17 protein-coding genes and 2 pseudogenes are annotated in these 25430 nt (G+C 69.3%); 5 read left to right on the top strand and 14 right to left on the bottom strand.

Annotated features, from left to right (window positions below):
* A pseudogene (pgmG, locus tag F1643_RS18465) lies at positions 1–1380 on the top strand (phosphoglucomutase/phosphomannomutase PgmG); the annotation flags it as partial.
* Positions 1381–1616: 236 nt separating this feature from the next.
* Here pgmG and F1643_RS18460 read toward each other — a convergent pair.
* From F1643_RS18460 to F1643_RS18405, 13 genes and pseudogenes are all read right to left on the bottom strand, one after another.
* Entirely contained in the window at positions 1617–2744 is a 1128-nt protein-coding gene (locus F1643_RS18460) for an ABC transporter permease (RefSeq protein WP_194914684.1), read from the bottom strand.
* A 3-nt stretch (positions 2745–2747) separates the two neighbouring features.
* Positions 2748–5583: pseudogene (rbbA, locus tag F1643_RS18455) on the bottom strand (ribosome-associated ATPase/putative transporter RbbA).
* A complete protein-coding gene (locus F1643_RS23890) occupies positions 5580–6236 on the bottom strand; it encodes an HlyD family secretion protein (protein ID WP_255543016.1) in 657 nt (218 codons plus the stop codon). The pseudogene rbbA and the gene F1643_RS23890 overlap by 4 nt, the downstream one beginning before the upstream one ends.
* Positions 6221–6598, bottom strand: a complete 378-nt coding sequence (locus F1643_RS23885; protein WP_255543015.1) for a biotin/lipoyl-binding protein — start codon at positions 6596–6598, stop codon at positions 6221–6223. Before F1643_RS23885 ends, F1643_RS23890 begins: the two co-directional genes overlap by 16 nt.
* The gene (locus tag F1643_RS18445; protein WP_194914683.1) at positions 6595–8199 is read right to left on the bottom strand and encodes an MBL fold metallo-hydrolase; all 1605 of its coding nucleotides are present in this window, start codon (positions 8197–8199) and stop codon (positions 6595–6597) included. The genes F1643_RS23885 and F1643_RS18445 overlap by 4 nt, the downstream gene beginning before the upstream one ends.
* A 24-nt stretch (positions 8200–8223) precedes the next feature.
* Positions 8224–9711 carry a thymidine phosphorylase family protein gene (locus F1643_RS18440; RefSeq protein ID WP_194914680.1) on the bottom strand — a complete coding sequence of 496 codons (1488 nt, stop codon included), beginning with the start codon at positions 9709–9711 and terminating at the stop codon, positions 8224–8226.
* 166 nt (positions 9712–9877) lie between these two features.
* Entirely contained in the window at positions 9878–10132 is a 255-nt protein-coding gene (locus tag F1643_RS18435; protein WP_081506015.1) for a hypothetical protein, read from the bottom strand.
* Between the two features lie 244 nt (positions 10133–10376).
* Complete coding sequence (locus tag F1643_RS18430; protein WP_194914678.1) at positions 10377–10871, bottom strand: periplasmic heavy metal sensor; 495 nt, start codon at positions 10869–10871, stop codon at positions 10377–10379.
* Positions 10868–11311: a hypothetical protein gene (locus tag F1643_RS18425; protein ID WP_255543014.1), complete on the bottom strand. Its 444-nt coding sequence runs from the start codon at positions 11309–11311 to the stop codon at positions 10868–10870. Before F1643_RS18425 ends, F1643_RS18430 begins: the two co-directional genes overlap by 4 nt.
* A gap of 11 nt (positions 11312–11322) precedes the next feature.
* Positions 11323–11889 (bottom strand): RNA polymerase sigma factor, encoded by a 567-nt coding sequence (locus tag F1643_RS18420; protein WP_206692557.1) that lies wholly within the window; start codon positions 11887–11889, stop codon positions 11323–11325.
* A 247-nt stretch (positions 11890–12136) separates the two neighbouring features.
* On the bottom strand, positions 12137–15241 hold the full coding sequence (locus F1643_RS18415; protein WP_304488784.1) for an efflux RND transporter permease subunit: 3105 nt from the start codon (positions 15239–15241) through the stop codon (positions 12137–12139).
* 6 nt (positions 15242–15247) lie between these two features.
* Positions 15248–18388: a multidrug efflux RND transporter permease subunit gene (locus tag F1643_RS18410; RefSeq protein WP_194914674.1), complete on the bottom strand. Its 3141-nt coding sequence runs from the start codon at positions 18386–18388 to the stop codon at positions 15248–15250.
* Positions 18385–19623, bottom strand: a complete 1239-nt coding sequence (locus F1643_RS18405; protein ID WP_194914672.1) for an efflux RND transporter periplasmic adaptor subunit — start codon at positions 19621–19623, stop codon at positions 18385–18387. Before F1643_RS18405 ends, F1643_RS18410 begins: the two co-directional genes overlap by 4 nt.
* Before the next feature lie 221 nt (positions 19624–19844).
* On the opposite strand from F1643_RS18405, the gene F1643_RS18400 reads away from it, so the two are divergent.
* From F1643_RS18400 to F1643_RS18390, 3 genes are all read left to right on the top strand, one after another.
* A complete protein-coding gene (locus tag F1643_RS18400; protein ID WP_194914670.1) occupies positions 19845–20546 on the top strand; it encodes a GntR family transcriptional regulator in 702 nt (233 codons plus the stop codon).
* Positions 20547–20640: 94 nt separating this feature from the next.
* On the top strand, positions 20641–21678 hold the full coding sequence (locus F1643_RS18395) for a phosphotransferase (protein ID WP_194914668.1): 1038 nt from the start codon (positions 20641–20643) through the stop codon (positions 21676–21678).
* A gap of 6 nt (positions 21679–21684) precedes the next feature.
* Entirely contained in the window at positions 21685–23001 is a 1317-nt protein-coding gene (locus F1643_RS18390) for an aspartate aminotransferase family protein (protein WP_194914666.1), read from the top strand.
* A gap of 46 nt (positions 23002–23047) precedes the next feature.
* Here F1643_RS18390 and F1643_RS18385 read toward each other — a convergent pair whose 3' ends face one another.
* Positions 23048–23749, bottom strand: a complete 702-nt coding sequence (locus F1643_RS18385; RefSeq protein WP_370540687.1) for a DedA family protein — start codon at positions 23747–23749, stop codon at positions 23048–23050.
* Between the two features lie 372 nt (positions 23750–24121).
* On the opposite strand from F1643_RS18385, the gene F1643_RS18380 reads away from it, so the two are divergent.
* Positions 24122–25300, top strand: a complete 1179-nt coding sequence (locus F1643_RS18380) for an acyl-CoA dehydrogenase (protein WP_194914664.1) — start codon at positions 24122–24124, stop codon at positions 25298–25300.
* Positions 25301–25430 lie beyond the last annotated feature (130 nt).

Here is a 25430-nt window from a genome sequence, read left to right as displayed (position 1 = left end):
CCCCACGGTGCTGCGCGAGTACGACATCCGCGGCATCGTCGGCAAGACGCTGACCCCGGCAGACGCCCGCGCGGTCGGCCGCTCCTTCGGCACCGTGGTGGTGCGCAAGGGCGGCAAGACGGTCTGCGTCGGCTATGACGGCCGTCTCTGTCCTCGCCGGAGCTGGAGGAGGCGCTGGTCGAGGGGCTGGTTTCCACCGGCCTGCACGTCCTGCGCATCGGGCTCGGCCCCACGCCGATGCTGTATTTCGCCACCCGCGACCGCGAGGCGGCGGCCGGCATCATGATCACCGGCTCGCACAACCCGCCGGACTACAACGGCATCAAGATGATGCTGGGCAAGGGTCCGGTCTATGGCCAGCAGATCCTGGAACTCGGCACCATGGCGGCCAAGGCCGACTGGGAGCAGGGCCAGGGCTCGTCGGAGAAGATCGACGTCCAGGACGAGTATGTCGCCCGCCTGCTGAAGGACTATGACGGCACCCGCGACCTGAAGATCGCCTGGGACGCCGGCAACGGCGCGTCGGGCGAGATCCTGCGCCGCCTGACCGCCAAGCTGCCGGGCAAGCATGTCCTGCTGTTCGACGACATCGACGGCAACTTCCCCAACCACCATCCGGACCCGACGGTCGAGGCCAACCTCGTCGACCTGAAGAAGGCGGTGGCGGAGCATGGCTGCGACATCGGCATCGGCTTCGACGGCGACGGCGACCGCATCGGCGCCATCGACCACAAGGGCCGCGTGGTGTGGGGCGACCAGCTGGTCGCGCTCTATGCCGCCGACGTGCTGAAGAGCCATCCGGGCGCCACCATCATCGCCGACGTGAAGGCCAGCCAAGCCCTGTTCGACGAGATCGCCAAGCATGGCGGCAACCCGCTGATGTGGAAGACCGGCCACTCGCTCCTGAAGGCCAAGATGGCCGAGACCGGTTCGCCGCTGGCCGGCGAGATGTCGGGCCACATCTTCTTCGCCGACAAGTGGTACGGCTTCGACGACGCGCTCTATTGCGGCGTCCGTCTGGCCGGGCTGGTCAGCAAGCTGGACACCACGCTGGCGGACCTGCGCGACGGCCTGCCGGACATGGTCAACACGCCGGAGACCCGCTTCCAGATCGACGAGGAACGCAAGTTCGCCGTGGTCGAGGAGGTCAAGGGCCGCGTCAAGGCGTCGGGCGCCAAGGTCAACGACATCGACGGCGTCCGCGTGACGACCGAGGATGGCTGGTGGCTGCTGCGCGCGTCCAACACCCAGGACGTGCTGGTGGCGCGGGCGGAGTCCTACAGCCAGGAAGGGCTGGAGCGGCTGAAGGGCGCGCTGATCGAGCAGCTGGTGGCTTCGGGGCTGAGCGCGCCGTCCTTCGAGGGCGGCGGGTCGCACTGAGGTTAGAGGGTGGGGGAGTCGTCGGCTGGCGAATGCCCCCACCCTAACCCTCCCCCGCTCTCAGCGGACCTACGGTCCGCCTGCCGCGTCAGCACAAAGCATAGCTTTGTGCGAGAGCTGGGCGGGGGAGGGGACAAGTGCTGATGCGGGAGAATGGCGGCAGTCCCTCCCCCGCCATCGGACCGAACTTCGGTCGGCCGAGAGCGGGGGAGGTTAGGTGGGGGTCTAACGCTCCCTCACCGGAAACTCGCCAGATGCCTCCTGAACCTCGCCAAGCTCCAGGCGAAGAACAGTGCGCCGATCCCCGCGGTGGCCGCAAAGCGCGGCCACACCACGTCGAACCCCGCCCCGCGGAACAGGATCGCCTGGGCGAAGGCGACGAAATGGGTGGACGGTGACAGCTGCATCGCCATCTGCAGCCATTCCGGCTCGCTTTCCAGCGGGGTGAAGCCGCCGGACAGCATGTCCATCGGCAGCACGATCAGGATGAACAGCAAGCCCAATTGCGGCATCGAGCGCGCCACGGTGCCGAGAAAGATGCCGAGCGCCGTCGCGAAGAACAGGTAGAGCGCAGTCCCCGCCAGGAACAACGGCACCGAGCCGGCCAGCGGCACCGACAGCAGGCCGCGCAGCACCACATAGAGCGCCACCAGCGTCAGGCCCAGGATCACCGCACCATTCGCCAGCACCTTGGCGGCCATGATCTCGGCCGGGCGGACCGGCATCACCAGCAGATGTTCCAGCGTGCCGTGCTCGCGCTCGCGGATCAGGGCGGCGCCGGCCAGCAGCACCGCCAGCATGGTGACGTTGCTGACCACCGCCATGGTGCCGGTGAACCATTTGGTGTCGAGCGCCTCGTTGTAGGCGACGCGGATCTGCAGGCTGACCGGAGCGGTGCTGCCCTCGGCCTCGCGGCGGACGAAGCGGCCGACCTCGTCATCGACGATGCCCTGGATGGTGCCGGCGCCGATGCCGGCCTGCATCATCGCGGTGGCGTCGATCAGCAGCTGGATCGTCGGGCTGCGGCCGGCCAGCACGTCGGCTTGGAAATCCGGCGGAATATCGAGCACGAAGGTGTAGCGGGCGGAATCCATCGCCGGATCGACCTCGGCATGGCCGATCATCACCGGTGTCTGGAACTCCGGCTGGTGAAAGCTGGAGACCAGCCGCTGCGACAGGGTGGAGCGGTCCTCGTCCACGATGGCGATGGCGGCGTTGCGCAGGTCATGCGAGATGCCGGTCGCCTCGCTGTAGACGGAGAAGGTGAAGGAATAGACGACGAAGCCCAGCATGAAGACGTCGCGCAGCAGGCTGATCCACTCCTTGCGCGCCAATGTCAGGCTGTTGCGGAGGAAGCGCATCATGGTTCAGCGCTCCTGTTTCGGCAGGAAGGCGACGCCCAGCGCCAGGAAGACGGGGACGAAGGCGGCGGTCGCCAGGATGAAGGGGAGAAGCTCCGGCAGGCCAAGGCCCTTGGTGAAGGCGCCGACGGAGATCTTCAGGAAATGGGTGGTGGGGAACAGCGTGCCGAACAGCCACGCGCCGCCCTCCAGCGTCGCCACCGGCTGCAGCATGCCGGAGAATTGCGTCGCCGGCAGCATGGTGACGATGGCGGTGCCGAACACCGCCGCCGTCTGCGTCGCGGTGAAGACGGAGATCAGCAGCCCCAGCGCCGTCGTCGCCACCACATAGACCAGCCCGCCCAGCAACAGCCCCACAAGGCTGCCCTTCACCGGCACGCCGAACAGGATGACCGCCATCGCCACCATCAGCAGCAGGTTGAAGGCGGCGAGCGCGATGTAGGGCAACTGCTTGCCCAGCAGGAACTCCAGCCGGGTCACCGGGGTGACGTAGAGGTTGGTGATGGAGCCGAGTTCCTTTTCCCGGACCACGCCGAGGGCGGCGAGGATGGCGGGGATGAAGACCAGCAGCAGGCCGATGGTGCTGGGCACCATGGCGTCGAGGCTGCGGAAGGCCTGATTGTAGCGGTAGCGCATCTCCAGGTTCGCGGCGGGGGCAGGCAGGGTGGCGCCGGCGGCGATGGCGGCATCCTGGATGAAGCGCTGGTGCAGGCCGGAGACGTAGCCCTGGATGGTCTCCGCCCGGAAGGGCATGGCGCCGTCGATGCGCACCGCCACCTCCGGCACCCGGCCGCGGCGGAGATCGCGGCCGAAGCCTTCGGGGATCTCGATGGTCAGCGACGCCTCGCCCCGTTGCAGGCGGAGCGCAAGGTCGCGGGCGTCCACGGCCGGCGGGGGTGGCGCGGAAGCTGCGCGAGCCGTCGAACTGCTCGATATAGGCGCGGCTTTCGGGGGAGCGGTCATGGTCCAGAACGGCGAAGGTCAGGTTCTCGACGTCCATGGTGATGCCGAAGCCGAAGACCAGCATGAGCAGGACGGTGCCGAGCAGGGCGACGGTCAGGCGGACGGGATCGCGGCGGAGTTCGAGGGTTTCTCGCCATGCATAGGCCAGCAGGCGGCGGCGGGAGAGGGGTGAGGCCTCCCTCTCCCGCCCCGGGAGAGGGAAGGGGCCCATGGCATCGCCATGGGAAGGGTGAGGGGTGGGGCATGAAGCCATGCGGTTCGGGATGCTTGGATCACCCCTCACCCTCCCCACGCCTTCGGCGTGGGTCCCCTCCCTCTCCCGGGGCGGGAGAGGGCGATTTTGTTCGGGCTCCTCCGCCTGTTCCATGAAACCGATGAAGGCGTCGTCCAGGCTGTCGGCCTTCTGTTGGCGGCGCAGCTCGTCGGGCGGGCCGGCGGCGATGACGCGGCCGGCGTTCATGAAGGCCACCCGGTCGCAGCGCGCCGCCTCGTTCATGAAATGGGTGGAAACGAAGATCGTCACCCCCTGGTCGCGCGACAAGGCGATCAGGTCGCGCCAGAACTGGTCGCGCGCCACCGGATCGACCCCGGAGGTCGGTTCGTCGAGGATCAGCAGCTCCGGTCCGTGCAGGATGGCGACGGCCAGCGACAGCCGCTGCCGCACGCCCAGCGGCAGGCGGTCGGCCACCGCGTCGATGTAGGAGGACAGGCCGAAACGCTCGACCAGCGCCGCCAACCGGGTGTCGGCATCCGCGAGGTCGAACAGGCGGGCGTGCAGGTCGAGGTTCTGGCGCACCGTCAGCTCGCCATAGAGCGAGAAGGCCTGCGCCATGTAGCCGACGCGGCGGCGGCTCTCCAGATCGCCGGCGTCCACCGGTTTGCCGAACAGCCGCGCCTCGCCCGCGCTGGCGGGGAGCAGGCCGGTCAGCATCTTCATGGTGGTGGTCTTGCCGCAACCGTTGGATCCCAGGAAGCCGAAGATCTCGCCGCGGCCGATGCGGAAGCTGATGTCCGACACCGCGGTGAAATCGCCGAAGCGGCGGGTCAGGCCGATCGCCTCGATGGCCGGTTCGGCGCCAATGGGTTCGGGCGGGCGGGGCGGCACGGTCAGGCGTCGATGGCCGCGCCGGGCATCCTCCGGCAGCAGGGCGACGAAGGCCTCCTCCAGGTCGGCGGCGCCGGTCTGCACCTTGACAGCGGCGGGGGTGTCGTGGGCCAGCAGGCGGCCGGCGTTCATCATCACGACCCGGTCGAACCGCTCCGCCTCGTCCATGTAGGAGGTGGCGACCAGCACGGTCATGCCGGGGCGGCCGGCGCGGATGCGGTCGATCAGCTCCCAGAACTGGCGGCGGGAGAGGGGATCGACGCCGGTCGTCGGCTCGTCGAGGATCAGCAGGTCGGGGTCGTGCAGCAGGGCGCAGCACAGGCCGAGCTTCTGCTTCATGCCGCCGGACAGCTTGCCGGCCGGACGGTCGGGGAAAGGGGCGAGGCCGGTCGCCTCCAGCAGGTCGTCGATGCGGCGCCGGCGCTCGGCGGCGTCGAGGCCGAACAGGCGGCCGAAGAATTGGAGGTTCTCGGCGACGCTGAGTTCGGCATAGAGGTTGCGGCCCAGACCCTGCGGCATGTAGGCGATGCGCGGCTGGAGGGCGGCGCGGCCACGGCGGTCGGCGACGTCGGTGCCGAGAACGCGGACGCTGCCCTGCTGGATCTTCTTGGCGGTGGAGATCAGGCCGAGCAGGGTCGATTTGCCGACGCCGTCCGGGCCGATGATCGCGACGCTGATGCCGGCGGGAATGTCGAGGGACGCGTCCTCCAGCGCCACCGTCCCGCCATAGCGGTGCCGCACGCCGGACAGCGAGACGGCTGGGGCGGGGGTCATGAGCGAGGACCTTGGGTGGAGGAGAGGGTCTCCTCCCGCGTCAGCTTCGATTCCAGCCAGTCGGGCCAAGCCGCCTTGTCGTCCAGCTTCACATAGGCCATGCCGGTCAGGCCGGTCTTCACCCGCTCGATGTAGCGGGTCACCAGCGCTTCCGGGACGCGGGCCTTGACGCGGAACATCATGCGGTCGCGTTCGGACTTGGTCTCCACCTGCTTGGGCGTGAACTGGGCGCGGGGCGCGACGAAGGTGACGGTTGCGGGGATCGCGGTGTCGGGAACCGCGTCCAGCAGGATGCGGGCGTCGGCGCCGAGCGCCAGGGTGCCCGCGGTGTCGGTCGGCAGGAAGAAGGTCATGTAGACGTTGGACAGGTCCAGCAGCGTCGCCGCCTTGCCGCCGGCCGCCAGCACCTCGCCGGGTTCGGACAGGCGGTAGAGGACGCGGGACTTGCGCGGGGCCTTCAGCACGCCGTCGGCGACCAGATCGGCCAGCCGGTCGACGTCGCCGGCCGCGGCGGCGATGGCCTCGTCGGCACTGGCGAGGTGGCTCTTGGCCGCTTCCAGCGCGGCGTCGGCGGTGCGGCGGCTGTTGCGGGCCTGATCGACGCGCTGTTCGGCGACATGTCCCTTGCCGAACAGGATCAGTGCCCGTTCCATCTCCTTGGCGGCGAAATCGGCCTCGCTGGAGCGCTGGTCGACCAGGGCGACGGCTTCCTCGCGGTGCGGCGGGTCTGGCGCAGCTGGGCTTCGGCGGAGCGGAGCTGCGCCTCCAGGTCGCGGGTGTCGAGCGTGGCGATGACGGCGCCGACCTCCACCAGATCGCCCTCCTGCACCGGGATGGTCAGGACGCGGGCGGCGTATTTGGTGGCGACGTCGATCTCGTTCGCCTCGATCCGGCCGTTGCCGGAGGCGAAGCCGGCGGGCAGGCGGTTTCCCTGCATCGCCCGCCAGCCATAGCCGGCGCCGGCGCCGAGGATCGCCAGCAGGGCCAGGGCGATCAGGAGACGCTTGATGCTCATGGCTGGGTTCCTTTCCCGGCTTCTCCGTCGGTGCCGAGCGCGCCCATCACGCCGGCCAGGATGCGTTCGCGCGCCGCGTCGTCGGGGGCGGCGTCCAGCGTGCGGCGCAGGGCCAGCAGCGCTTCGGCATAATGGTTGTGCCAGTCGCGGCCGGCGAGGTCGGCGGGGGCGAGACGCGGATGGCGTTCGGCCGGGGTCAGCGGGCGCGGGGCGGCGAGATCGATACGGTCGTCCAGCGCCGGCTGGGCGATGCGGTCCGGCGACCAGCCGGTGTCGATCAGGGCCTGACGGATGGAAGCGCGGGCTGCCTCCTCGCCATGGACCAGGAACAGGCCGTGGCCGACGCCGTGGCGGGCCTCCACCCAGTCCAGCAGCGTCGAACGGTCGGCATGGCCGGAATAGACGTCGATGGAGCGGACCTTCGCCTTCACCGCGATCTCCTCGCCATGGATACGGACGCGGGGGGTGCCCTCCTGCAGCAGGCGGCCGAGCGTGCCGGGGGCCTGGTAGCCGACCAGCAGCACGGTGTCCTGCGGGCGCCACAGGCGGTTCTTCAGATGGTGGCGGATGCGGCCGGCGTCGCACATGCCGCTGGCCGCCATGATGATGGCGCCGCCGGAGATGCTGTTCAGGCGCTGGCTTTCCGGCACGCCGCGGACATGGTGGAAATTGGCGCGGGTGAAGGGATCGCCGTCGGTCTCCAGATCGTCGAGATGGCGGCGGAAGACGCCGGTCACCGCGTCTGCGAGCGGCGAGTCGAGGAAGACGTCCACCGCCGGCAGCTGGCCGCCGTCGAACAGGCAGTCGAGGTCGTAGAGCAGTTCCTGCGTGCGTTCCACCGCGAAGACCGGGATCAGCAGGACGCCCCCAGCGGCCAGGGCCGCGGAAACCTCGGCGCGCAGCACCGCCTGCCGCCCGGCCTCGTCCAGGTCGGTGCGGTCGCGGTCGCCGTATGTGGTCTCCAGCACCATCCAGTCCGGCCGCTCCGGCCCCTCGGCATCGGCGTGGAAGCTCTTGCCGCCGGGGCCGAGGTCGCCGGAGAACAGGATGCGGGTGGGCTCGCCGGTGCCATTCGTTGCTTCCACCTCGATGGAGGCGGAGCCGAGGATATGGCCGGCCTGCCAGAAGCGGACGCGCAGGCCCGGCAGGATCTCGGTCCAGCGGTCGTACTCGACGCGGCGCAGGCGGCGCAGGCTGCGGATGGCGTCGTCCTGGGTATAGATCGCCTGGACCGGCGGGCGGCCGCGCTGGCGGTTGCGGCGGTTCAGCCGCTCCACCTCGCCCTCCTGGATGTAGCCGCTGTCGGGCAGCATGTATTCCAGCAGGTCCACCGTGCCGCCGGTGGCGTGGATGCGGCCGCGGAAGCCGAGACGGGTCAGCTTGGGCAGCAGGCCGGAATGGTCGATGTGGGCGTGGGTCAGCAGGACGGCCTTGATCGCGGCCGGATCGAAGGGGAAGGGGCGGTAGTTCAGTTCCCGGATCGTCTTGGTGCCCTGGAACATGCCGCAATCGATCAGCACGTCGCCCGCAGGCGTGGACAGGCGGAAGCAGGAACCGGTCACCGTTCCGGCGGCACCATGGAAGGTCAGCGACAGGGACATTGGTCGGCTCCTGGTTGGGTTTCCTTACGCCACCGCCACCCCGCTGTCGTCGGCCGCAAAGGCCTGGGCGAAGGTGAAGTCGGCGTTGGTGCTGGCGTGGATGCGGTAGAGCGGTTCGCCCCGGCGCACAGGGTCGCCGACCTTGCGCAGCAGGTCGATGCCGGCGCCCTTGTCAGTGGGCGCGCCGGCCAGCCGCGCGATGCGGGCGAGGCGGTAGCAGTCGAGCGCCGACACCACCCCGTCGGCGGGGGACGCGACCTCCGCGACCAGGGAGCCCAGAGTCGCCACGGCGGGCGGCGGGCCCTGCAGGGCGATGATGCGCTCCATGGCGGCGAGCGCGGCGCCCGACTCCAGCAGGTCGCGGGCCCGGCGGTTGCCGCTGCCGCCGCGGACGACGGGATCGAATTCCAGGATGCGGCCGGCCAGCAGCAGGGCGCGCTCCTTCAGGTCGGCGGGGCCGGCGGGGTCGTTGCGCAGCACGGCCATCACGTCGCGCGCCTCCAGCACCGGGCCGATGCCGCGTCCGACCGGCTGCGAGCCGTCGGTGATCGCCACCTCCAGCGTCAGGCCGAGGCTGTCGCCGACATGCTCGAACAGCTTGCGCAGGCGGACCGCCTCGCCGGCTGTGCGGATCTTGGCGCTGGGGCCGACGGGGATGTCGATCAGCAGATGGGTGGAGCCGGCCGCCACCTTCTTCGACAGGATGGAGGCGACCAGCTGCTCGCGGGTGTCGATGGCGAGCGGGCGCTCGACCGAGATCAGGATGTCGTCGGCCGGCGACAGCCGGACATGGCCGCCCCAGACCAGACAGCCCTTGGCCTCGCGCACCAGGGTCTGCATGCGCTCCATCGGAACGTCGACATTCGCCAGCACCTCCATGGTGTCGGCGGTGCCGGCGGGGGAGGTGATGGCGCGCGACGAGGTCTTGGGGATCGGCAGGCCATGGGCGGCGACGATCGGCACCACGATCATCGAGGTGCGGTTGCCGGGGATGCCGCCGATGCAGTGCTTGTCGGCGACGGTGCCCAAATCCTGCCAGTGCAGCCGGGTGCCGGCGGCGATCATGGCGCGGGTCAGGCCCAACACCTCCGCCGTCGTCATGAAGCTGGCGCAGGCGATCAGGAAGGCGGCGATCTCGATCTTGGAATAGCGCTGGTCGGTGACGTCGCGGATGATCGCGGCCAGCTGCGCGTCGGTCAGGGCGGCGCCGCCGACCTTGGCGCGCACCAACTCGAAGCTCTCGGGCGGGGTGGGGGGCACGAGATGGACGGCGGAGCCCTCGGCCAGTCCCAACTGGCGGAAGGCGGGGTCGGACAGGCCGATCTCGTCCGGCCCGACGATGGCGGGGTCGTCGACGATGTTCAGGACCGCCAGCAGGGAACGGCCGTCGTTCCGCACCTCCACCCGGCCCAGACCGAGGAAATCCTCGACATGGTACCGGGCGCAGTGCCGGTTGAGGAAGGCGACGTTCTCCCGGACGGTGTCTATCGCCAGATGTCGAAGCGTCAGCATGGGAACAGTCTACGACAGACCGCGCCAAATAGAGTCGCCCAGCCCGCGCGTCAGCCATACGGGACTTCGCACACCCCGCTTGATCCGGATCATTGGCGAAACGGCGGGGATGTGGTCAGGAGATGCGCAGTGACATTGCTGCTGCACCACCCCGGCTGCCCCGCATTTATTCCCGCCGGCCCATCAGCCCTTCCAGCTTGGCGAAATCCACATATTGCGCCGGCCGGTCCTTCAACAGGTCCGGGGCTGCCTGGGCATTCTCCCGCGCGCATTCGGCGACGTAGCGGGCCAAGAGGTCGCGCATGACCTCGGCCAAAGGCGTCTGCCGCTGGCGTGCGTAATTCTTGGCGACATCTTTGATTCGGCGATCAACGCGCAAAGAGATCGTCGCCTTCTTTGGATGAAACGGATCTCCGATCATGACGATCCTCCACCAATCTTGCCGATCCTCGTTATTTGGATATGCCGGATCGGCGGTGGATACAAGGATCGTCGGGAAGACGGGCGATAAAACTTGGGGATGATAACTTGTGAATTTGTGTGGATAAAATTTCTGCCGGTTTTCTTCTCCACAGAATCTGTGGATAGATGTGTGAGCAATCCCCGAACAGAATCATCCACATCGTTCCCGCCAGCCTGTCCGGCCTGTGGATGACTGGGTTTGCTTATTTTTTAGGCATAGCTGGCATGCCGGGGGAACCCGGACCCCCGACCAGCCGCAGGCGTCCGGCGGGGGACAGGTCGGGCAGGATGGAGAGGACGGTTTCCTCCGTCAGTTCGCCCATCTGCCGGCGCTTGGCGCGGGCCGCTTCGGTCGCGGCGCGCAGGGAGTCGTAGTCGACGGGATCGGCCTGCAGCAGGGCGCGCACCTGCTGTCCGGCCTCGTGGTACTCCCGGGTCAGCGCGTCATACCGCGGGCGCAGCGGCTCGAAGGCGGCGCGCAGGCGTCCCGCGTCGGCGTCGGACAGGTCGGGGGCCATCCGCTCGACGAAGCGGTCGGGCATCGGCTGATGCGCGGGCTGACGGGATGGCGGGGAAGGGTGGCGGACGGTCGCGACCAGCATCGCGCCGAAGAACAGGTTCAGCGCCAGCGAGGCCAGCGCCAGCGTGCGCAGGCCCGGCCGCCGCAGGAATTGGCGGGGCGCGGCGGAAGCGCTCATCGGGACTCTCCGTCGAACAGCGTGATGACGTCGTCGTGCAGCAGGGCCAGCTCCTGGCCGCGCGGTGCCTGGACGGCGGGTGCCGGCAGCGTCCCGGCGAGCCAGCCGCCGGTGAGCCAGCCCAGCGCCAGCAGGGCGACGCAGAAGCCCGCCACCCTCTGCCGCGGCATCCGCCCCAGCAACAGCAGCACCAGCCCGTCCTGCGGCACGGCGCGGGCGGCGGCGCCGGCGGCAGCCAGCAGGCGGCCGATGCGGGCATCCTCCACCGCCGGCGGGCTGCCGGCCAGCAGCCGGTCGAAGGCGAGCGCCTCGTCCGCCGCCGCCCGCAGCCCAGGCGAACGGGCAAGCGCGGCCTCGGCCCCGGCACGCAGCTCGGGCGGCCAGCGTTCCGGGGAGGCGCCGTACTCGTCCAGATGGCGGAGGAACTGGTCGTCGGTCATTGGTTCCTCCTTCATGGACCGTCACCGGCGGAGAGCGCGGTCTTCAGCGTGGAGCGGGCGCGGGCGAGCAGCGAGGCGAAGGCGGTCTCACCCATGCTCAGCACGTCGGCGGCCTGCCGCAGGCTGAGCCCCTCCTGATGGAACAGCACCACCGCGGCGCGCTGGCGGTCCGGCAATGCTGCGAGCGCCCGGTTGACGCGCTCGGCCGTCTGGCGTTCGGCGATGCGGGTGAGCGCGTCGGGGGACTCGTCGGGCGGATCGCCGGCCTCCTCCAGCGGCGACCAGCCGGGACGGCGGCCGCGGTCGATGGCGAGGTTCATCACGATGCGGTAGAGCCAGGTGGTGAAGGAGGCCCGCCCGCCGTCCCAGCGGCCGGCATGCTGCCAGACCCGCAGGAAGGCCTCCTGCGCGATCTCGTCGGCATCGGACGGGTTCCCGGTCATCCGCTGGGCCAGCGCCACGGCGCGGCGCATGTGGCGGGCGGCCAGCCGGTCGAAGGCCGCGGCATCGCCGCCGGCCACGCGGGCCATCAACTCGTCGTCCGTGCCGCTGGCCTCGATCACCGGGGGTCCGCTCATGCCGTGGGCGAGAACTATGCCCAACAGGGTGGAGAGGCGCCAGGGTGGAGAAATCCCCCTCTCCCGCCCCGGGAGAGGGAAGGGGCCCGCCGCGAAGCGGTGGGAAGGGTGAGGGGGCATCCAAGGAACCATGCGGTTCGGGATTCTTGGGCCACCCCTCACCCTCCCCACTTCGTGGGTCCCCTCCCTCTCCCGGGGCGGGAGAGGGCGTTTATCCCTGAAGAGCGCCACACCCATCCGCCGCCTCCTATTCCGCCGGTGCGGCGATGGCGGCGCGGCGGCGGCGGCGCATCGCCAGCCGTTCCAAGGTCAGATAGACCACCGGCGTGGTGTAGAGCGTCAGCATCTGGCTGACCAGCAGGCCGCCGATGATCGCCACCCCCAGCGGGCGGCGGATTTCGCCGCCGGTGCCGTAGTCGAAGGCCAGCGGCACCGCGCCCAGCAGCGCCGTGACCGTCGTCATCATGATCGGGCGGAAGCGGACCAGTCCGGCCTCGCGGATCGCCTCCAGCGGCGACAGGCCGCGCTCGCGCTCCGCCTCCAGGGCGAAGTCGATCATCATGATGGCGTTCTTCTTGACGATGCCGATCAGCAGGATGATGCCGATCAAGGCCACGATCGACAGGTCGTAGCCGGTCAGGATCAGCGCGATCAGCGCCCCCAGCCCGGCCGACGGCAGGGTCGACAGGATGGTCAGCGGGTGGATCAGGCTTTCGTACAGAACGCCCAGCACGATGTAGATGGTGATCAGCGCCGCCAGGATCAGCAGCGGCTGGCTGGACGAGGATTGCTGGAAGGCGCGCGCGTCGCCCTGGAAGCCGGCGCGGATGCCGGCGGGCATGCCGATGTCCTCCGCCGCGCGCTGGATCACCTCGGTCGCTTGGCTCAGCGAGACGCCGGGGGCGAGGTCGAAGGTCAGGTTGGCGACCGGGAAGCCGCTCTGGTGCTGGATGCTGGACGCCTGGTTGCCGATGACGACGCGCGCCACCGCCGACAGCGGCACCATGCCGTCACGGCCCGACACATGGATGCGCTTCAGGTCGTCGGGACCGAGCGCCTCGCGCGGATCGACCTCCAGCACCACCTTGTGCTGGTTCTGCGCCAGATACATGGTGGAGACCTGCCGCTGGCCGAAGGCGTCGTACAGCGTCGCCTCCAGCGCGCTCAGGGACACGCCGAGGCGGGACGCGGCGTCGCGGTCGACGATCACGTTGGCCTGGATGCCGCCGTTCTGGCGGTCGTTGGCGACGTCCACCAGCTCCGGCAGGGTACGCATCTTCTCCACCAGCTTGGGCGCCCAGTCGTTCAGCGCGCCGATGTCGGGATCCTGCAGGCTGTAGCGGTACTGGCTGCGGCCCTGGAAGCCGCCGGTGCGGATGTCCTGCACCGGCATCAGGAACAGCTGCACCCCCGGCACCCGGCCGGCGCGCATGCGCAGCCGCTGGGTGACGGTCGCCAGATCCTCGCGCTCCGCCTTCGGCTTCAGCGCGATGTAGATCTGGCCGGAATAGCTGCCGCCCGGCCCGCCGCCGCCGATGGTGCCGCCGACGCTGGCGACCGCCGGGTCGCCGGCCACCGCCTCCTGCAGGGCGCGCTGGCGCGTGACCATGGCGGTGAAGGAGATGTCCGGCGGCGGGTCGCTGAAGCCCATCAGCAGGCCGGTGTCCTGCTGCGGCACCAGGCCCTTCGGCACCTGCCCGTAGAGCCAGACGCTGACGCCGATGATGGCGAAGGTCGTGGCCAGCATGGTGCGGCGATGGGCCAGCACCCAGTCCAGCCCGTCGGCATAGAGCCCGAACAGCCGGTCGCCGATCCAGGCCAACGCGCGGGCGAACCGTCCGGGGGGCTTGCGCTCCGCTTCCGGCTGCAGCAGGTGGGCGCACATCATCGGGGTCAGGGTCAGCGACACCACCGCCGACACGGCGATGGCGACCGACAGCACCACGGCGAATTCGCGGAACAGCCGGCCCTGGATGCCGCCCATGAACAGGATGGGGATGAAGACGGCGACCAGCGACAGGCTGATCGACACCACGGTGAAGGCGACCTGCCGGGCGCCCTTCACCGCCGCCTCGAACGGTTTCGCTCCCTTTTCGATGTGGCGGACGATGTTCTCGATGACGACGATGGCGTCGTCCACCACGAAGCCGACCGAGATGGTCAGCGCCATCAGCGAGAAATTGTCCAGGCTGTAGCCGGCGATCCACATCACGCCGAAGGTGCCGGCCAGCGACAGCGGCACCGAGGCCGCCGGGATGAGCGTGGCCCACAGGCGGCGCAGGAACAGCGCCATCACCATCACCACCAGCGCCACGGTGATCGCCAGCGTCTTCTGCACGTCGTCGATGGAGGCGCGGATGGTCGGGGTGCGGTCGGTGCGCACCGAAAGCTGGACCCCCGGCGGCATCCAGCCGCGCAGAGTCGGCAGCTCGGCGTTCACCCGGTCCACCGTCTCCACCACGTTGGAGCCCGGCTGTTTCTGGATGTTGATCAGCACCGCGCGCTGGCCGTCCTGCCAGGCGGCGGTGCGGCTGTTCTCCGGCGCCTCGATCACCTCGGCGACATCGCCGAGACGGATGGTGGCGCCGTTCTTCTGCGCCACGATAAGCCGGCGGTAGGCATCCGCGCCGAACAGCTGGTCGCTGGCGCCGATCGACCAGGATTCATGGGTGCCGTCGAAGCTGCCCTTGGGGCCGTTGGCGTTGGCGCGCGATATGGCGCTGCGGATCGTCTCCAGGCTGACGCCCATGTTGGCGGCGGCGGTGGCATTGACCCGCACGCGCACCGCCGTCTTCTCCGCCCCGTTGATGGAGACCTGGGCCACCCCCTCGATCTGGCTCAGCCGCTGGCCGATGACGCTGTCGGCCAGATTGTACAGCTCCGACGGCGCCAGCGTGGTGGAGGTCATCGCGAGCGTCATCACCGGCGCGTCGGCCGGGTTGATGCGCCGCATCTTGGGCGGGCTGGGCAGGTCGGCCGGCAGGTCGCCGCCGGCGGCGTTGATCGCCGCCTGCACGTCGCGCGACGCCGCCTCCACATTGCGGTCCAGATCGAACTGCACGACGACGGAGGTGCTGCCGAGCCTGCTGTTCGACGTCATCTCGGTGATGCCGGCGATGCGCGACAGCCGCCGTTCCAGCGGGGTGGCGACGGAGGCCGCCATCGTCTCCGGGCTGGCGCCGGGAAGCGAGGCGGTGACGACGATGGTGGGGAACTCCACCTGCGGCAGCGGCGCCACCGGCAGGAAGCGGTAGGCGACCATGCCGAGGATCATCAGACCGATCATCAGCAGCGAGGTGCCGACCGGCCGTGCGATGAAGGGGGCGGAGAGCGACAGCTTGGAGGGAATCATGGCCGGCTACTCCGCCGCCGCGCGGCCGGGCGCCCGGTCGTTGCCGGGCAGCGCCGCCGCCTTGGAGCCCGGCCGCAGCCAGCGCCGCAGGCGGGTGCCCAGCCGGTCCATGTAGAGATAGACCACCGGCGTGGTGTAGAGCGTCAGCACCTGGCTCAGCACCAGACCGCCGACGATGGCGATGCCCATCGGCTTGCGCAGTTCCGACCCGGTGCCGTTCTCCAGCGCCAGCGGCAGGGCGCCCAGCAGGGCCGCCATGGTGGTCATCATGATCGGGCGGAAGCGCAGGAGCGAGGCCTCGTAGATCGAGCGCTCCGGCGCCATGCCCTGGTGGCGTTCGGCCTCCAGCGCGAAGTCGATCATCATGATGGCGTTCTTCTTGACGATGCCGATCAGCAGAACGATGCCGACCAGCGCGATCAGCGACAGGTCGTGGCCGGTCGCCATCAGCGCCAGAAGCGCGCCGATGCCCGCCGACGGCAGGGTCGACAGGATGGTGACGGGGTGGATCGTGCTCTCGTACAGGATGCCGAGCACGATGTAGACCGCGACCACCGCCGCCAGGATCAGCCAGGGCTGGGTTTCCAATGACGTGCGGAACTCCGCCGCCGTGCCGGCGAAGCGCGCGGTCGCGGTGTCGGGCATGCCGATGCTCTCGCGCGCCTGCTGGATCGCCGCCACCGCCGCACCCAGCGAGACGCCGGGCGCCACGTTGAAGGACAGGGTGACGGACGGGAACTGACCCTGGTGGGTGATGACCAGGGGCGCCGTCTTGCGCTCCGCCGATACCACCGCGCCCAGGGGAACGACGCCGCCATTGCCGGACTTCACGTAGATCTTGGACAGCGACGCCGGGTCCATCTGGAAGGACGGCTCCACCTCCAGGATCACGCGGTACTGGTTGGTCTGGGTGTAGATGGTGGAGACCTGCCGCTGGCCGAAGGCGTCGTACAGCGTGTCGTCGATCGCCTGCGGCAGCACATTCAGGCGGCTGGCGGCGTCGCGGTCGATGGTCAGGTAGACCTGAAGCCCGTCCGGCTGCTGGTCGGTCGCCACGTCGGTCAGCTCCGGCCTTGCGCGCAGCGCTTCCAGCAGGCGCGGGGTCCAGTTCTCCAGCTCCCGCGGGTCGGCGTCCTGCAGGACATATTGGTACTGGGTGCGGCTGACGCGGCTGTCGATCTGCACGTCCTGCACCGCCTGCATGAACAGCGAGACGCCCTTCAGGTCGGAGGTGGCGGCGCGCAGGCGGGCGATGAACTCCTCGGCCGAGGAGCTGCGTTCGTCGCGCGGCTTCAGGGCGATGGTCAGGCTGCCGGTGTTGGTGGTGGCGTTCACCGTGCCGGTGCCGACGAAGCTCGCCACCCCGGCCACGTCGGGATCGCGCCGCACGATGTCGGCGACCTCGCGCTGCCGCTCCGCCATCGCCTTGACCGAGATGGACGGGGCGGCGTCGGTGACGCCGATGATGACGCCGGTGTCCTGCTGCGGCAGGAAGCCCTTGGGCATCACGGTGTAGAGGTAGAGCGTGGCGGCCAGCGTGGCGATGGTGAAGATCAGGGTCGCCGGCTGGTGGCGCAGCACGACGCGCAGCGAGGCGGCGTAGCCGTTCAGAAGCGCCTCGAAACCGCGCTCGGTCCAGCGGAAGAAGGCGTTGGGCCTGCTCTCCGTCTCGGGCTTCAGCAGGCGGGCGCACATCATCGGCGTCAGCGTCAGCGAGATCACCGCCGACACCAGGACCGCGATGGACAGCGTGATGGCGAATTCGCGGAACAGCCGGCCGACCACGCCGCCCATGAACAGCAGCGGGATGAACACCGCGATCAGCGACAGGGTCAGGGACACGACGGTGAAGCCGATCTGGCGCGCGCCCTTGAGGGCCGCCGGCAAGGGCTTCTCGCCCTTCTCGATGTAGCGGACGATGTTCTCGATCATCACGATGGCGTCGTCGACGACGAAGCCCGACGCGATGGTCAGCGCCATCAGCGACAGGTTGTCCAGGCTGAAGCCGCACAGGGCCATGATGCCGAAGGTGCCGATCAGCGACAGCGGCAGCGCCGCCGCCGGGATCACCGTCGCCCACGCCTTGCGCAGGAACAGGAAGATCACCATCACCACCAGCCCGGCGGTCAGCACCAGCGTCTTCTGAACGTCGACGACCGAGGCGCGGATGGTTTCCGTCCGGTCGGTCAGCACCGCCATGTGGATCTGCGGCGGCAGCGTGGCCTGGAGCGAGGGCAGCATCGCGCGGATGCGGTCCACCGTCTCGATGATGTTGGCGCCGGGCTGGCGCAGCACGTTCAGCAGAACCGCCGGCTTGCCGTCATGCCACGCCGCCAGCCGGATGTTCTCCACCGAATCGACCACTGTGCCGATGTCGGACAGCCGCACCGGGCCGCCGTTCTTGTAGGTGACGATGATCGGGCGGTAGGCGGCGGCGGTCTCGATCTGGTCGTTGACGCCGATCGACCAGGACTGGCGCGGGCCGTCGAAGCTGCCCTTGGGCGCGTTGACGTTGGCCTGGGTGATGGTGGTCCGCACATCCTCCAGCGTCAGCCCGAGACCGGCGACGGCGGCCGGGTTGACCTGAACGCGCACGGCGGGGCGCAGGCCGCCCTCGATCCCGACATAGCCGACGCCCTCGACCTGGGACAGCTTCTGCGCCAGCAGCGTGTCGGCGGCGTCGCTGACGGTTTCCAGCCGCAGGGACTCCGAACTCAGCGCCAGCACCATCACCGGCGTGTCGGCCGGGTTGACCTTGTCGTAGACCGGCGGGTTCGGCAGGCCCTTGGGCAGCGTGCCCGACGCGGCGCTGATCGCCGACTGCACGTCCTGCGAGGCCGCGTCGATGTCGCGGCTGAGGTCGAACTGCAGGGTGATGACCGACAGCCCGAAGGAGCTGGTCGAGATCATCGAGGAGATGCCGGCGATCTGGCCGAGCTGCCGTTCCAGCGGCGCTGTGACGGACGACGCCATCACGTCGGGGGCCGCCCCCGGCAGCTGGGTGGTGACGCGCACCGTCGGGAAATCCACCGTCGGCAGCGAGGAGATCGGCAGCGCGCCGTAGCCCAGCAGGCCGAGCAGCACGACCGCCAGCATCAGCAGCCCGGTGGCGACCGGCCGCAGGATGAAGGGGGCGGAGATGTTCATGAGGGCTGCCGCCCCTCACGCTGCTGCCGGTCGCGCCGCCGTTCCTCTTGCGGCGCCGGCGCCGGCGCCGAGGCGATGGGGTCGACGATGCGGATTTTGGAGCCGGGCTGCAGGCGGTACTGGCCGTCCACCACCACGCGCTCGCCGGGGGTCAGGCCCTCGTCGATGATGGCCTTGTTCTCCTCCTGGCGGGCGACCTTGATCGGGCGCTGCTCCACCGTCAGGTCGTCCTTGATGACATAGGCGTAGGTGCCCTGCGGCCCGCGCTGCACCACCGTCGAGGGCACCGTGGTGGCGTCGCGGCGGATGGTGGACAGCAGGCGGACATTGACGAACTGGCCGGGCCACAGCTTCTGCGGGTCGTTCGGCATCTGCGCCTTCAGGCGGATGGTGCCGGTGCCGCTGTCGATCAGGTTGTCCACCACGGCGAGAGAGCCGGTGTCGAGCACGCGCCGGCCCTCGCGGTCCTGCACCTCCACCTTGACGGTCCCTTGCGCCTGCGCGGCCAGTACGGCGGGGAGCTGTTTCTCCGGCAGGGTGAAGAGCACGGCGATGGGCTGGATCTGGGTGATGGTGGCGATGCCGTTCTGGTCGCTGGCCCGCACTACGTTGCCCTGGTCGACGTTGCGCAGGCCGATGCGGCCGCTGATCGGTGCCGTGACGGTGGTGTAGTTCAGCTGGACCCGCACCGCCTCGATCGCCGCCTCGTCGGCGCGGATCTGCGCCTCGTACTGGGCGACCAGCGCGCGCTGGGTGTCGACCGTCTGGCGCGACGCGAATTCCTTGAGGTTCATGTTGCGCTCCAGGTCTCGCCTGGCGTTGGCGAGCAGCGCCTCGTCCTGCGCCTTCTTCGCCTCGGCCTGGGCCAGCTGGGCCTGGAGCGCGCGGGAATCGATGGTCGCCAGCAGGTCGCCGGCCTTCACCAGCTGGCCTTCCTGAAGCGAGACGCGCTGCAGCTCGCCATCGACGCGGGCGCGCACGGTGACGGTGTTGAAGGCCTGGATCGTGCCGATGCCGTCGAACCAGATCGGCACATCCTCCCGCGCCACCGTGCCGGCCTGCACCGCCACCACGGCGCTGCGGCCGGCGCCCCCAGGCCCGCCGAGGCCGGGAGGGGCGCCCGCGGCGGGCGGTGCCGTGGGAGGCGTCAGCTTCTGCTGAACCGCGTAGCCGACGCCGCCGACCAGACCGGCGAGAACCACACCGGTGACCACCGGCTTCCAACGAATCGTCATGACTGTCCCGACGCTTGCCGGAACGGCCGCAGGGCCGCACCGGTCTTTCCGTATGCCCCTGATACGGGGCGGCGGGGCGGATTCGTCGGGGCGGATCGAAAAAAATGTCCAAGGTCGGCCCGGATGGTTCGCCCGGATGGTTCACCTTGATCTTCGGTCGAGACGCGGTCATTATGATGTATCATACAACGAACGCCGAAGCATGGGTGAGCGGGCAGACGATGAGCGGATTCGATCTATCCCTTCTCGAACACGACAATCTCGGCAGCACGATCTATCAGAAGCTGTGCGAGGCTCTGATGAAGGGGGCGTTCAAGCCGAACGACCGTCTGAAGATCCGCGATCTGGCCGAGCGGCTGGGGACGAGCGTCACGCCGGTGCGCGACGCCATCCTGCGGCTGGTGCAGGATCAGGCCCTGGTGCTGCGCTCGCCGCGCGACATCCGCGTTCCGATGCTGACCCGCGCCGCCTATCTGGAGATCCGCGACATCCGCGTCGGGCTGGAGGGGATGGCCGCCGCCCGCGCCGCCGGGATGGCCACGACCGCCCAGATCGCGGCGCTGGAAAGCCTGCTGGCGCGCAACGAGGAGGCGATGGCTGCCGGCAACACCGCGCTGGCCACCGAACTCAACCAGATCTTCCACTTCAAGCTGGCGGAGATCGCCGACATGCCGGTGCTCGGCGACATCCTGCGGCGTTTGTGGCTGCAGATGGGACCGCTGATCGCCGACGTCTATGGCGGGGCCGGGCGCACGATGATCGACCATCACTACCCGCTGATGGACGCCATCCGCCGTCACGACGGCCCGGCCGCCGCCATCGCCATCCAGGCCGACATCCTGCTGGCCAGCGGCCCGATCCTGGAGCGGATCGACGCCGAGATCCCTGTCCCAGCGCCTGCCCCTGCCGCGCTCGTTTCCTGACCCCGGCGCCAGTCCGCCTATTTTCGCGCCCCGTCCGCCGATGACTATGATGCATCAAACATTGAACGCCTCGAACCACAAGGAGACATCGGCCATGACCCCCGGTGACGTTCTGACCACCGCCGCGCCGCCGATCTCCCCGGACGAGGCGGGCGCCATGATGCAGCGGTGCTTCGGGGTGACCGGCACCGTCCGGACCCTGAGCAGCGAGCGCGACCGCAACTTCCACATCGCCGCCGCCGGAGGGCAGGGCTATGTGCTGAAGTTCACCAACCCGGCGGAACCGCAGCCCGTCACCAGCTTCCAGACCGGGGCGATGCAGCATGTCGCCGCGCGCGATCCGTCCCTGCCGGTGCCGCGGGTGGTGCCGACCCTGGACGGCGAAGCCCAGGCGATTGTCCGCATCGATGGCCAAACCATGGTGCTGCGGCTGCTGACCTATCTGGAGGGCACGCCGCTCCACGCGGCGCCGGCCTCGCCGGGGCAGATGCGGGCGCTGGGGGCGACGCTGGCCCGGCTGGATCTGGCGCTGGCCGACTACGAGCATCCCGGTTCGGAGCGCGACCTGTTGTGGGACATCACGCGCACCGCCGGCGTCGCCGACCGGCTGCATTATCTGCCCGACGGCCCGCGCCGCCGGATGGTGGAGCGCTTCGTCGCCCGATTCGCCGAGCGGGTGGCGCCGCGGCTGCCCGCCCTGCGGCATCAGGTGATCCACAACGACCTGAACCCGCACAATGCGGTGGTCGATCCGGTCGGGCACGAGACTGTCACCGGGATCATCGATTTCGGCGACGCGCTGAAGGCGCCGCTGGTCAACGATCTGGCGACGGCGCTGGCATACCACGTCACCAGCGGCGAGACGCCCTTCGGCTCCCTGGTCGAGATGACCCGCGCCTACAACGCCGTGCTGCCGCTGACGCCGGAGGAGGTGGAGTTGCTGCCCGATCTGGTGGCGGCCCGGCTGGCGCTGACCATCGGCATCACCGGCTGGCGGGCTGCCGAATATCCAGACAACGCCGCCTACATCCTGCGGAATTCCGAACGCGCCTTCGCCGGGCTGGAAAAGCTGACCGGCGACGAGGCCGCCACCGCGCACCGCCTGCTCCATCTCGCCTGCCAGAGAGTGTGACCCGTCATGACCATGATCAACGCCTACGCGCCCGCCTCCGCCGGTTCCCTGCCGGAGCGCGAGCGCGCCCTGATCGCCCGCCGCGAGAGGCTGCTCGGCCCGGCCTACCGGCTGTTCTACGCCGATCCGATCCATGTCGTGCGGGGGGAGGGGTCCTACCTCTATGACGCCGACGGCAACCGCTATCTGGACGCCTACAACAACGTCGCCTCGGTCGGCCATTCGCGGCCGGAGGTGGTGGAGGCGATGGCGAAACAGGCCGCCGTGCTGAACACCCACACACGCTATCTGACCGACGGCATCATCGACTTCGCCGAAGCCTTCCTGGCGGAGTTCCCGGCGCCGCTGTCGCACCTGATGCTGACCTGCACCGGCAGCGAGGCCAACGACCTGGCCCTGCGCGTCGCCCGCGTCCACACCGGCGGGACCGGCGTCGTCATCGCCCAAAACGCCTATCACGGCGTCACCTCGGCGCTGGCGGAGATGTCGCCCTCGCTGGGCGCTGCGGTGAAGCTGGGCGACCATGTCCGCGTGGTGCCGGCGCCCGACGGCTACCGCATTCCGGAGGCGGAGGTCGGCGCCGCCTTCGCCCGCTCGGTGGAGGCGGCCATCGCCGATCTGCGCGAGAAGGGCATCGCTCCGGCGGCGCTGCTGGTCGACACCATCTTTTCCAGCAGCGGCGTCTTCACCGATCCGGCCGGCTTCCTCGCCCCGGCGGTGGAGGCGATGCGCAAGGCCGGCGGCCTCTTCATCGCCGACGAGGTTCAGCCCGGCTTCGGCCGGCTCGGCACCCACATGTGGGGCTTCGCGCGCCACGGGCTGGTGCCCGACATCGTGACGGTCGGCAAGCCGATGGGCAACGGCCACCCGGTGGCGGGAGCCATCTTCCGGCCGGAGGTGATCGAGGCGTTCGGCAGGAGCCAGCGCTATTTCAACACCTTCGGCGGCAACCCGGTGTCCTGCGCGGTGGCGCACGCCGTGCTGCGCGTCATCAAGGCGGAGCGCCTGCAGGAGAACGCCCTGGCCGTCGGCACCGAGATGATCGACGGTATCCGGTCGCTGGCCGACAAGCACGACCTGATCGGCGACGTGCGCGGCAGCGGCCTGTTCATCGGCGTCGAGATGGTGCGCGACCGCAAGTTGAAGACGCCGGCCCCGGAGGAGACGGCCCGCGTGGTCAACGACATGCGCCGCCGCCGGGTGCTGATCAGCGCCACCGGGCAGGAAGGGCACATCCTGAAGATCCGCCCGCCGCTGGTGTTCTCCTCCGACGACGCCAAGCTGTTCCTCGCCACGCTGGACGAGGTGCTGGCGGGGCTGTGATCCTTGCGCCTCCGCCTGACCGGGTCGACCGACCTCGGCCGCCCGGTCAGTTGGAGGCGGGATAGAGCGGAAGCAGGCTCTGCTGGCGGCGCTGGTAGCTGATCAGTTCCCAGGCCGTCAGCGGGATGTAGAACAGCAGCGGCGGGATGCGCTCCGCCCAGCCGATGGTGGGGGCACTGGCCGGCACCACCGGCAGGCCGGGCAGGGCGATGGCGCGCGGGGTGGGATTGCAGTGCAGCGCGTCGCGCAGCCCGCGGGGCAGGTGCGGTTCCGCCTTCGTCCGGATGCGGGCGAACAGGCCGCCGGCGACGGACCGGGCGCGCCGCGTGCGCAGAAGCACCAGCAGGGCCGCGCAGCCGATGCCGATCACCTGCACCTGGACCGCCGCCGCCTCCAGCGACGAGGTCATCAGCGTCAGCAGCAGCCCGACATGCACCCCCGCCGTCACCAGCGTGATGACGATGAAGCGCAGGAACGGCACCCGCATCATGCCGCAGGCGAAATAGGTCGGAAACAGGACGCCCGGAACAATCCGGCAAGTCACCAGCGTCGGCAGCAGGTTCTTCTGCAACGCCATGCGGCAACGCTCAAGCATTGGGCCCTCGGTCCGCCGCCGGATCCAACTGACGCGCAGGGACAACAGTCCGAGGACATAAATGAAAAGGTCGCCGACAACAATCCCACACAGCAACGTGACGGCGGTCATGCCGATGCTGACGGTGCCGACGCTGACCAGACTGGCCCCCACCGCAATTGCAACGTCTTCATGCAGAAGCGTAAGCAAAGCAAGGCCCAGCAAAAGAGGGAAACCGGCAAGGGCGGTTATTGGTTGCAGTGCAGCAAACACGGGCGGGATGTCCGATGGATGAATGGCGGTCAGGGCGCCATCGGCAAAATTGCATAGGTAATCGTAAGCATCACGTTAAAACTTTTGTATAACCGGTGGGGGCGCCGACTGTTTTTCTTGAGGCATATCGTATCGGTATGGCTAGGATAGAAAATATGTGTTTGCAGGTATGGCGGCGGCACGGCACAGTGCGGTTCAATCGATGACCGGCCACTCGGCAGCTGGCCGGCAACCGGCGGCGAACCGCCATACGACACGACCAGGAGACGCACCGTGCAGAGCATCCAGTGGGACGACGCCTTCCTCCTTGAAGCCCAACTGACCGAGGATGAGAAGCTGGTGCGCGACAGCGCCCGCGCCTACTGCCAGGACCGGCTGCAGCCCCGCGTCATCTCCGCCTTCCGCGAGGAGCGGTTCGACCGCGAGATCATGACCGAGATGGGCGAGCTTGGCCTGCTGGGTCCGACCATCCCGGAGGAGTATGGCGGGCCGGGCGTCAGCCACGTCGCCTACGGCCTGGTCGCCCGCGAGGTGGAGCGGGTGGACAGCGGCTATCGCTCCGCCATGTCGGTGCAGTCCTCGCTGGTCATGCACCCGATCTACGCCTATGGCAGCGAGGAGCAGAAGAAGAAGTGGCTGCCGCGTCTGGCCACCGGCGAGCTGGTCGGCTGCTTCGGCCTGACCGAGCCGGACCACGGCTCCGACCCGAACGGCATGAAGACCCGCGCCACCAAGGTCGACGGCGGCTATCTGCTGTCGGGCGCCAAGATGTGGATCACCAACTCCCCCATCGCCGACCTCGCCGTCGTCTGGGCGAAGTCGGACGCCCATGACAACAAGATCAAGGGCTTCGTGGTGGAGCGCGGGACCAAGGGCTTCTCCACGCCGAAGATCGAAGGCAAGCTGTCGCTGCGCGCGTCGGTCACCGGCGAGATCGTTCTGGACGAGGCCTTCGTGCCCGACGAGAACCTGCTGCCCAACGTGTCGGGCCTGGGCGGTCCGTTCGGCTGCCTGAACAAGGCGCGCTACGGTATCGCCTGGGGCGTGATGGGTGCGGCCGAGTTCTGCTGGCACGCCGCCCGCCAGTACACGCTGGACCGCAAGCAGTTCGGCCGTCCGCTGGCCCAGACCCAGCTGGTGCAGAAGAAGCTGGCCGACATGATGACGGAGATCACGCTTGGCCTGCAGGCCTGCCTGCGGGTCGGCCGCATGATGGACGACGGCAGCTGGTCGCCGGAGGCGATCTCGCTGATCAAGCGCAACAACTGCGGCAAGGCGCTGGACATCGCCCGCGTTGCCCGCGACATGCACGGCGGCAACGGCATCTCCGAGGAGTTCCAGGTCATCCGCCACATGGTGAACCTGGAGACGGTGAACACCTACGAAGGCACCCACGACGTCCACGCCCTGATCCTGGGCCGGGCGCAGACGGGCCTGCAGGCCTTCTCGTAAGGTCGCTTTTATCCCCCTCTCCCGTTCCGGGAGAGGGAGGGGCCCGCCGCGGAGCGGCGGGAGGGTGAGGGGTGCTCCGAGGATCGGTGTGGTTGCGGGTCGCTCGGAGCGATCCTGTCCTTTCCCGACC

The sequence above is a fragment of the Azospirillum sp. INR13 genome, assembly GCF_015390205.1.
Lineage (GTDB): Bacteria > Pseudomonadota > Alphaproteobacteria > Azospirillales > Azospirillaceae > Azospirillum.
The sequence above is the reverse complement of the archived record's forward strand: the minus strand, read 5'-3'. Positions and strand labels throughout refer to the sequence as shown.

Excerpts from the sequence above, each read along its gene's own strand:
- F1643_RS18460 (WP_194914684.1), bottom strand. The coding sequence starts at position 2,744 with ATGATGCGCTTCCTCCGCAACAGCCTGACATTGGCGCGCAAGGAGTGG.
- F1643_RS23890 (WP_255543016.1), bottom strand. The coding sequence starts at position 6,236 with ATGGAACGGGCACTGATCCTGTTCGGCAAGGGACATGTCGCCGAACAG.
- F1643_RS23885 (WP_255543015.1), bottom strand. The coding sequence starts at position 6,598 with ATGAGCATCAAGCGTCTCCTGATCGCCCTGGCCCTGCTGGCGATCCTC.
- F1643_RS18445 (WP_194914683.1), bottom strand. The coding sequence starts at position 8,199 with ATGTCCCTGTCGCTGACCTTCCATGGTGCCGCCGGAACGGTGACCGGT.
- F1643_RS18440 (WP_194914680.1), bottom strand. The coding sequence starts at position 9,711 with ATGCTGACGCTTCGACATCTGGCGATAGACACCGTCCGGGAGAACGTC.
- F1643_RS18435 (WP_081506015.1), bottom strand. The coding sequence starts at position 10,132 with ATGATCGGAGATCCGTTTCATCCAAAGAAGGCGACGATCTCTTTGCGC.
- F1643_RS18430 (WP_194914678.1), bottom strand. The coding sequence starts at position 10,871 with ATGAGCGCTTCCGCCGCGCCCCGCCAATTCCTGCGGCGGCCGGGCCTG.
- F1643_RS18425 (WP_255543014.1), bottom strand. The coding sequence starts at position 11,311 with ATGACCGACGACCAGTTCCTCCGCCATCTGGACGAGTACGGCGCCTCC.
- F1643_RS18420 (WP_206692557.1), bottom strand. The coding sequence starts at position 11,889 with ATGAGCGGACCCCCGGTGATCGAGGCCAGCGGCACGGACGACGAGTTG.
- F1643_RS18415 (WP_304488784.1), bottom strand. The coding sequence starts at position 15,241 with ATGATTCCCTCCAAGCTGTCGCTCTCCGCCCCCTTCATCGCACGGCCG.
- F1643_RS18410 (WP_194914674.1), bottom strand. The coding sequence starts at position 18,388 with ATGAACATCTCCGCCCCCTTCATCCTGCGGCCGGTCGCCACCGGGCTG.
- F1643_RS18405 (WP_194914672.1), bottom strand. The coding sequence starts at position 19,623 with ATGACGATTCGTTGGAAGCCGGTGGTCACCGGTGTGGTTCTCGCCGGT.
- F1643_RS18400 (WP_194914670.1), top strand. The coding sequence starts at position 19,845 with ATGAGCGGATTCGATCTATCCCTTCTCGAACACGACAATCTCGGCAGC.
- F1643_RS18395 (WP_194914668.1), top strand. The coding sequence starts at position 20,641 with ATGACCCCCGGTGACGTTCTGACCACCGCCGCGCCGCCGATCTCCCCG.
- F1643_RS18390 (WP_194914666.1), top strand. The coding sequence starts at position 21,685 with ATGACCATGATCAACGCCTACGCGCCCGCCTCCGCCGGTTCCCTGCCG.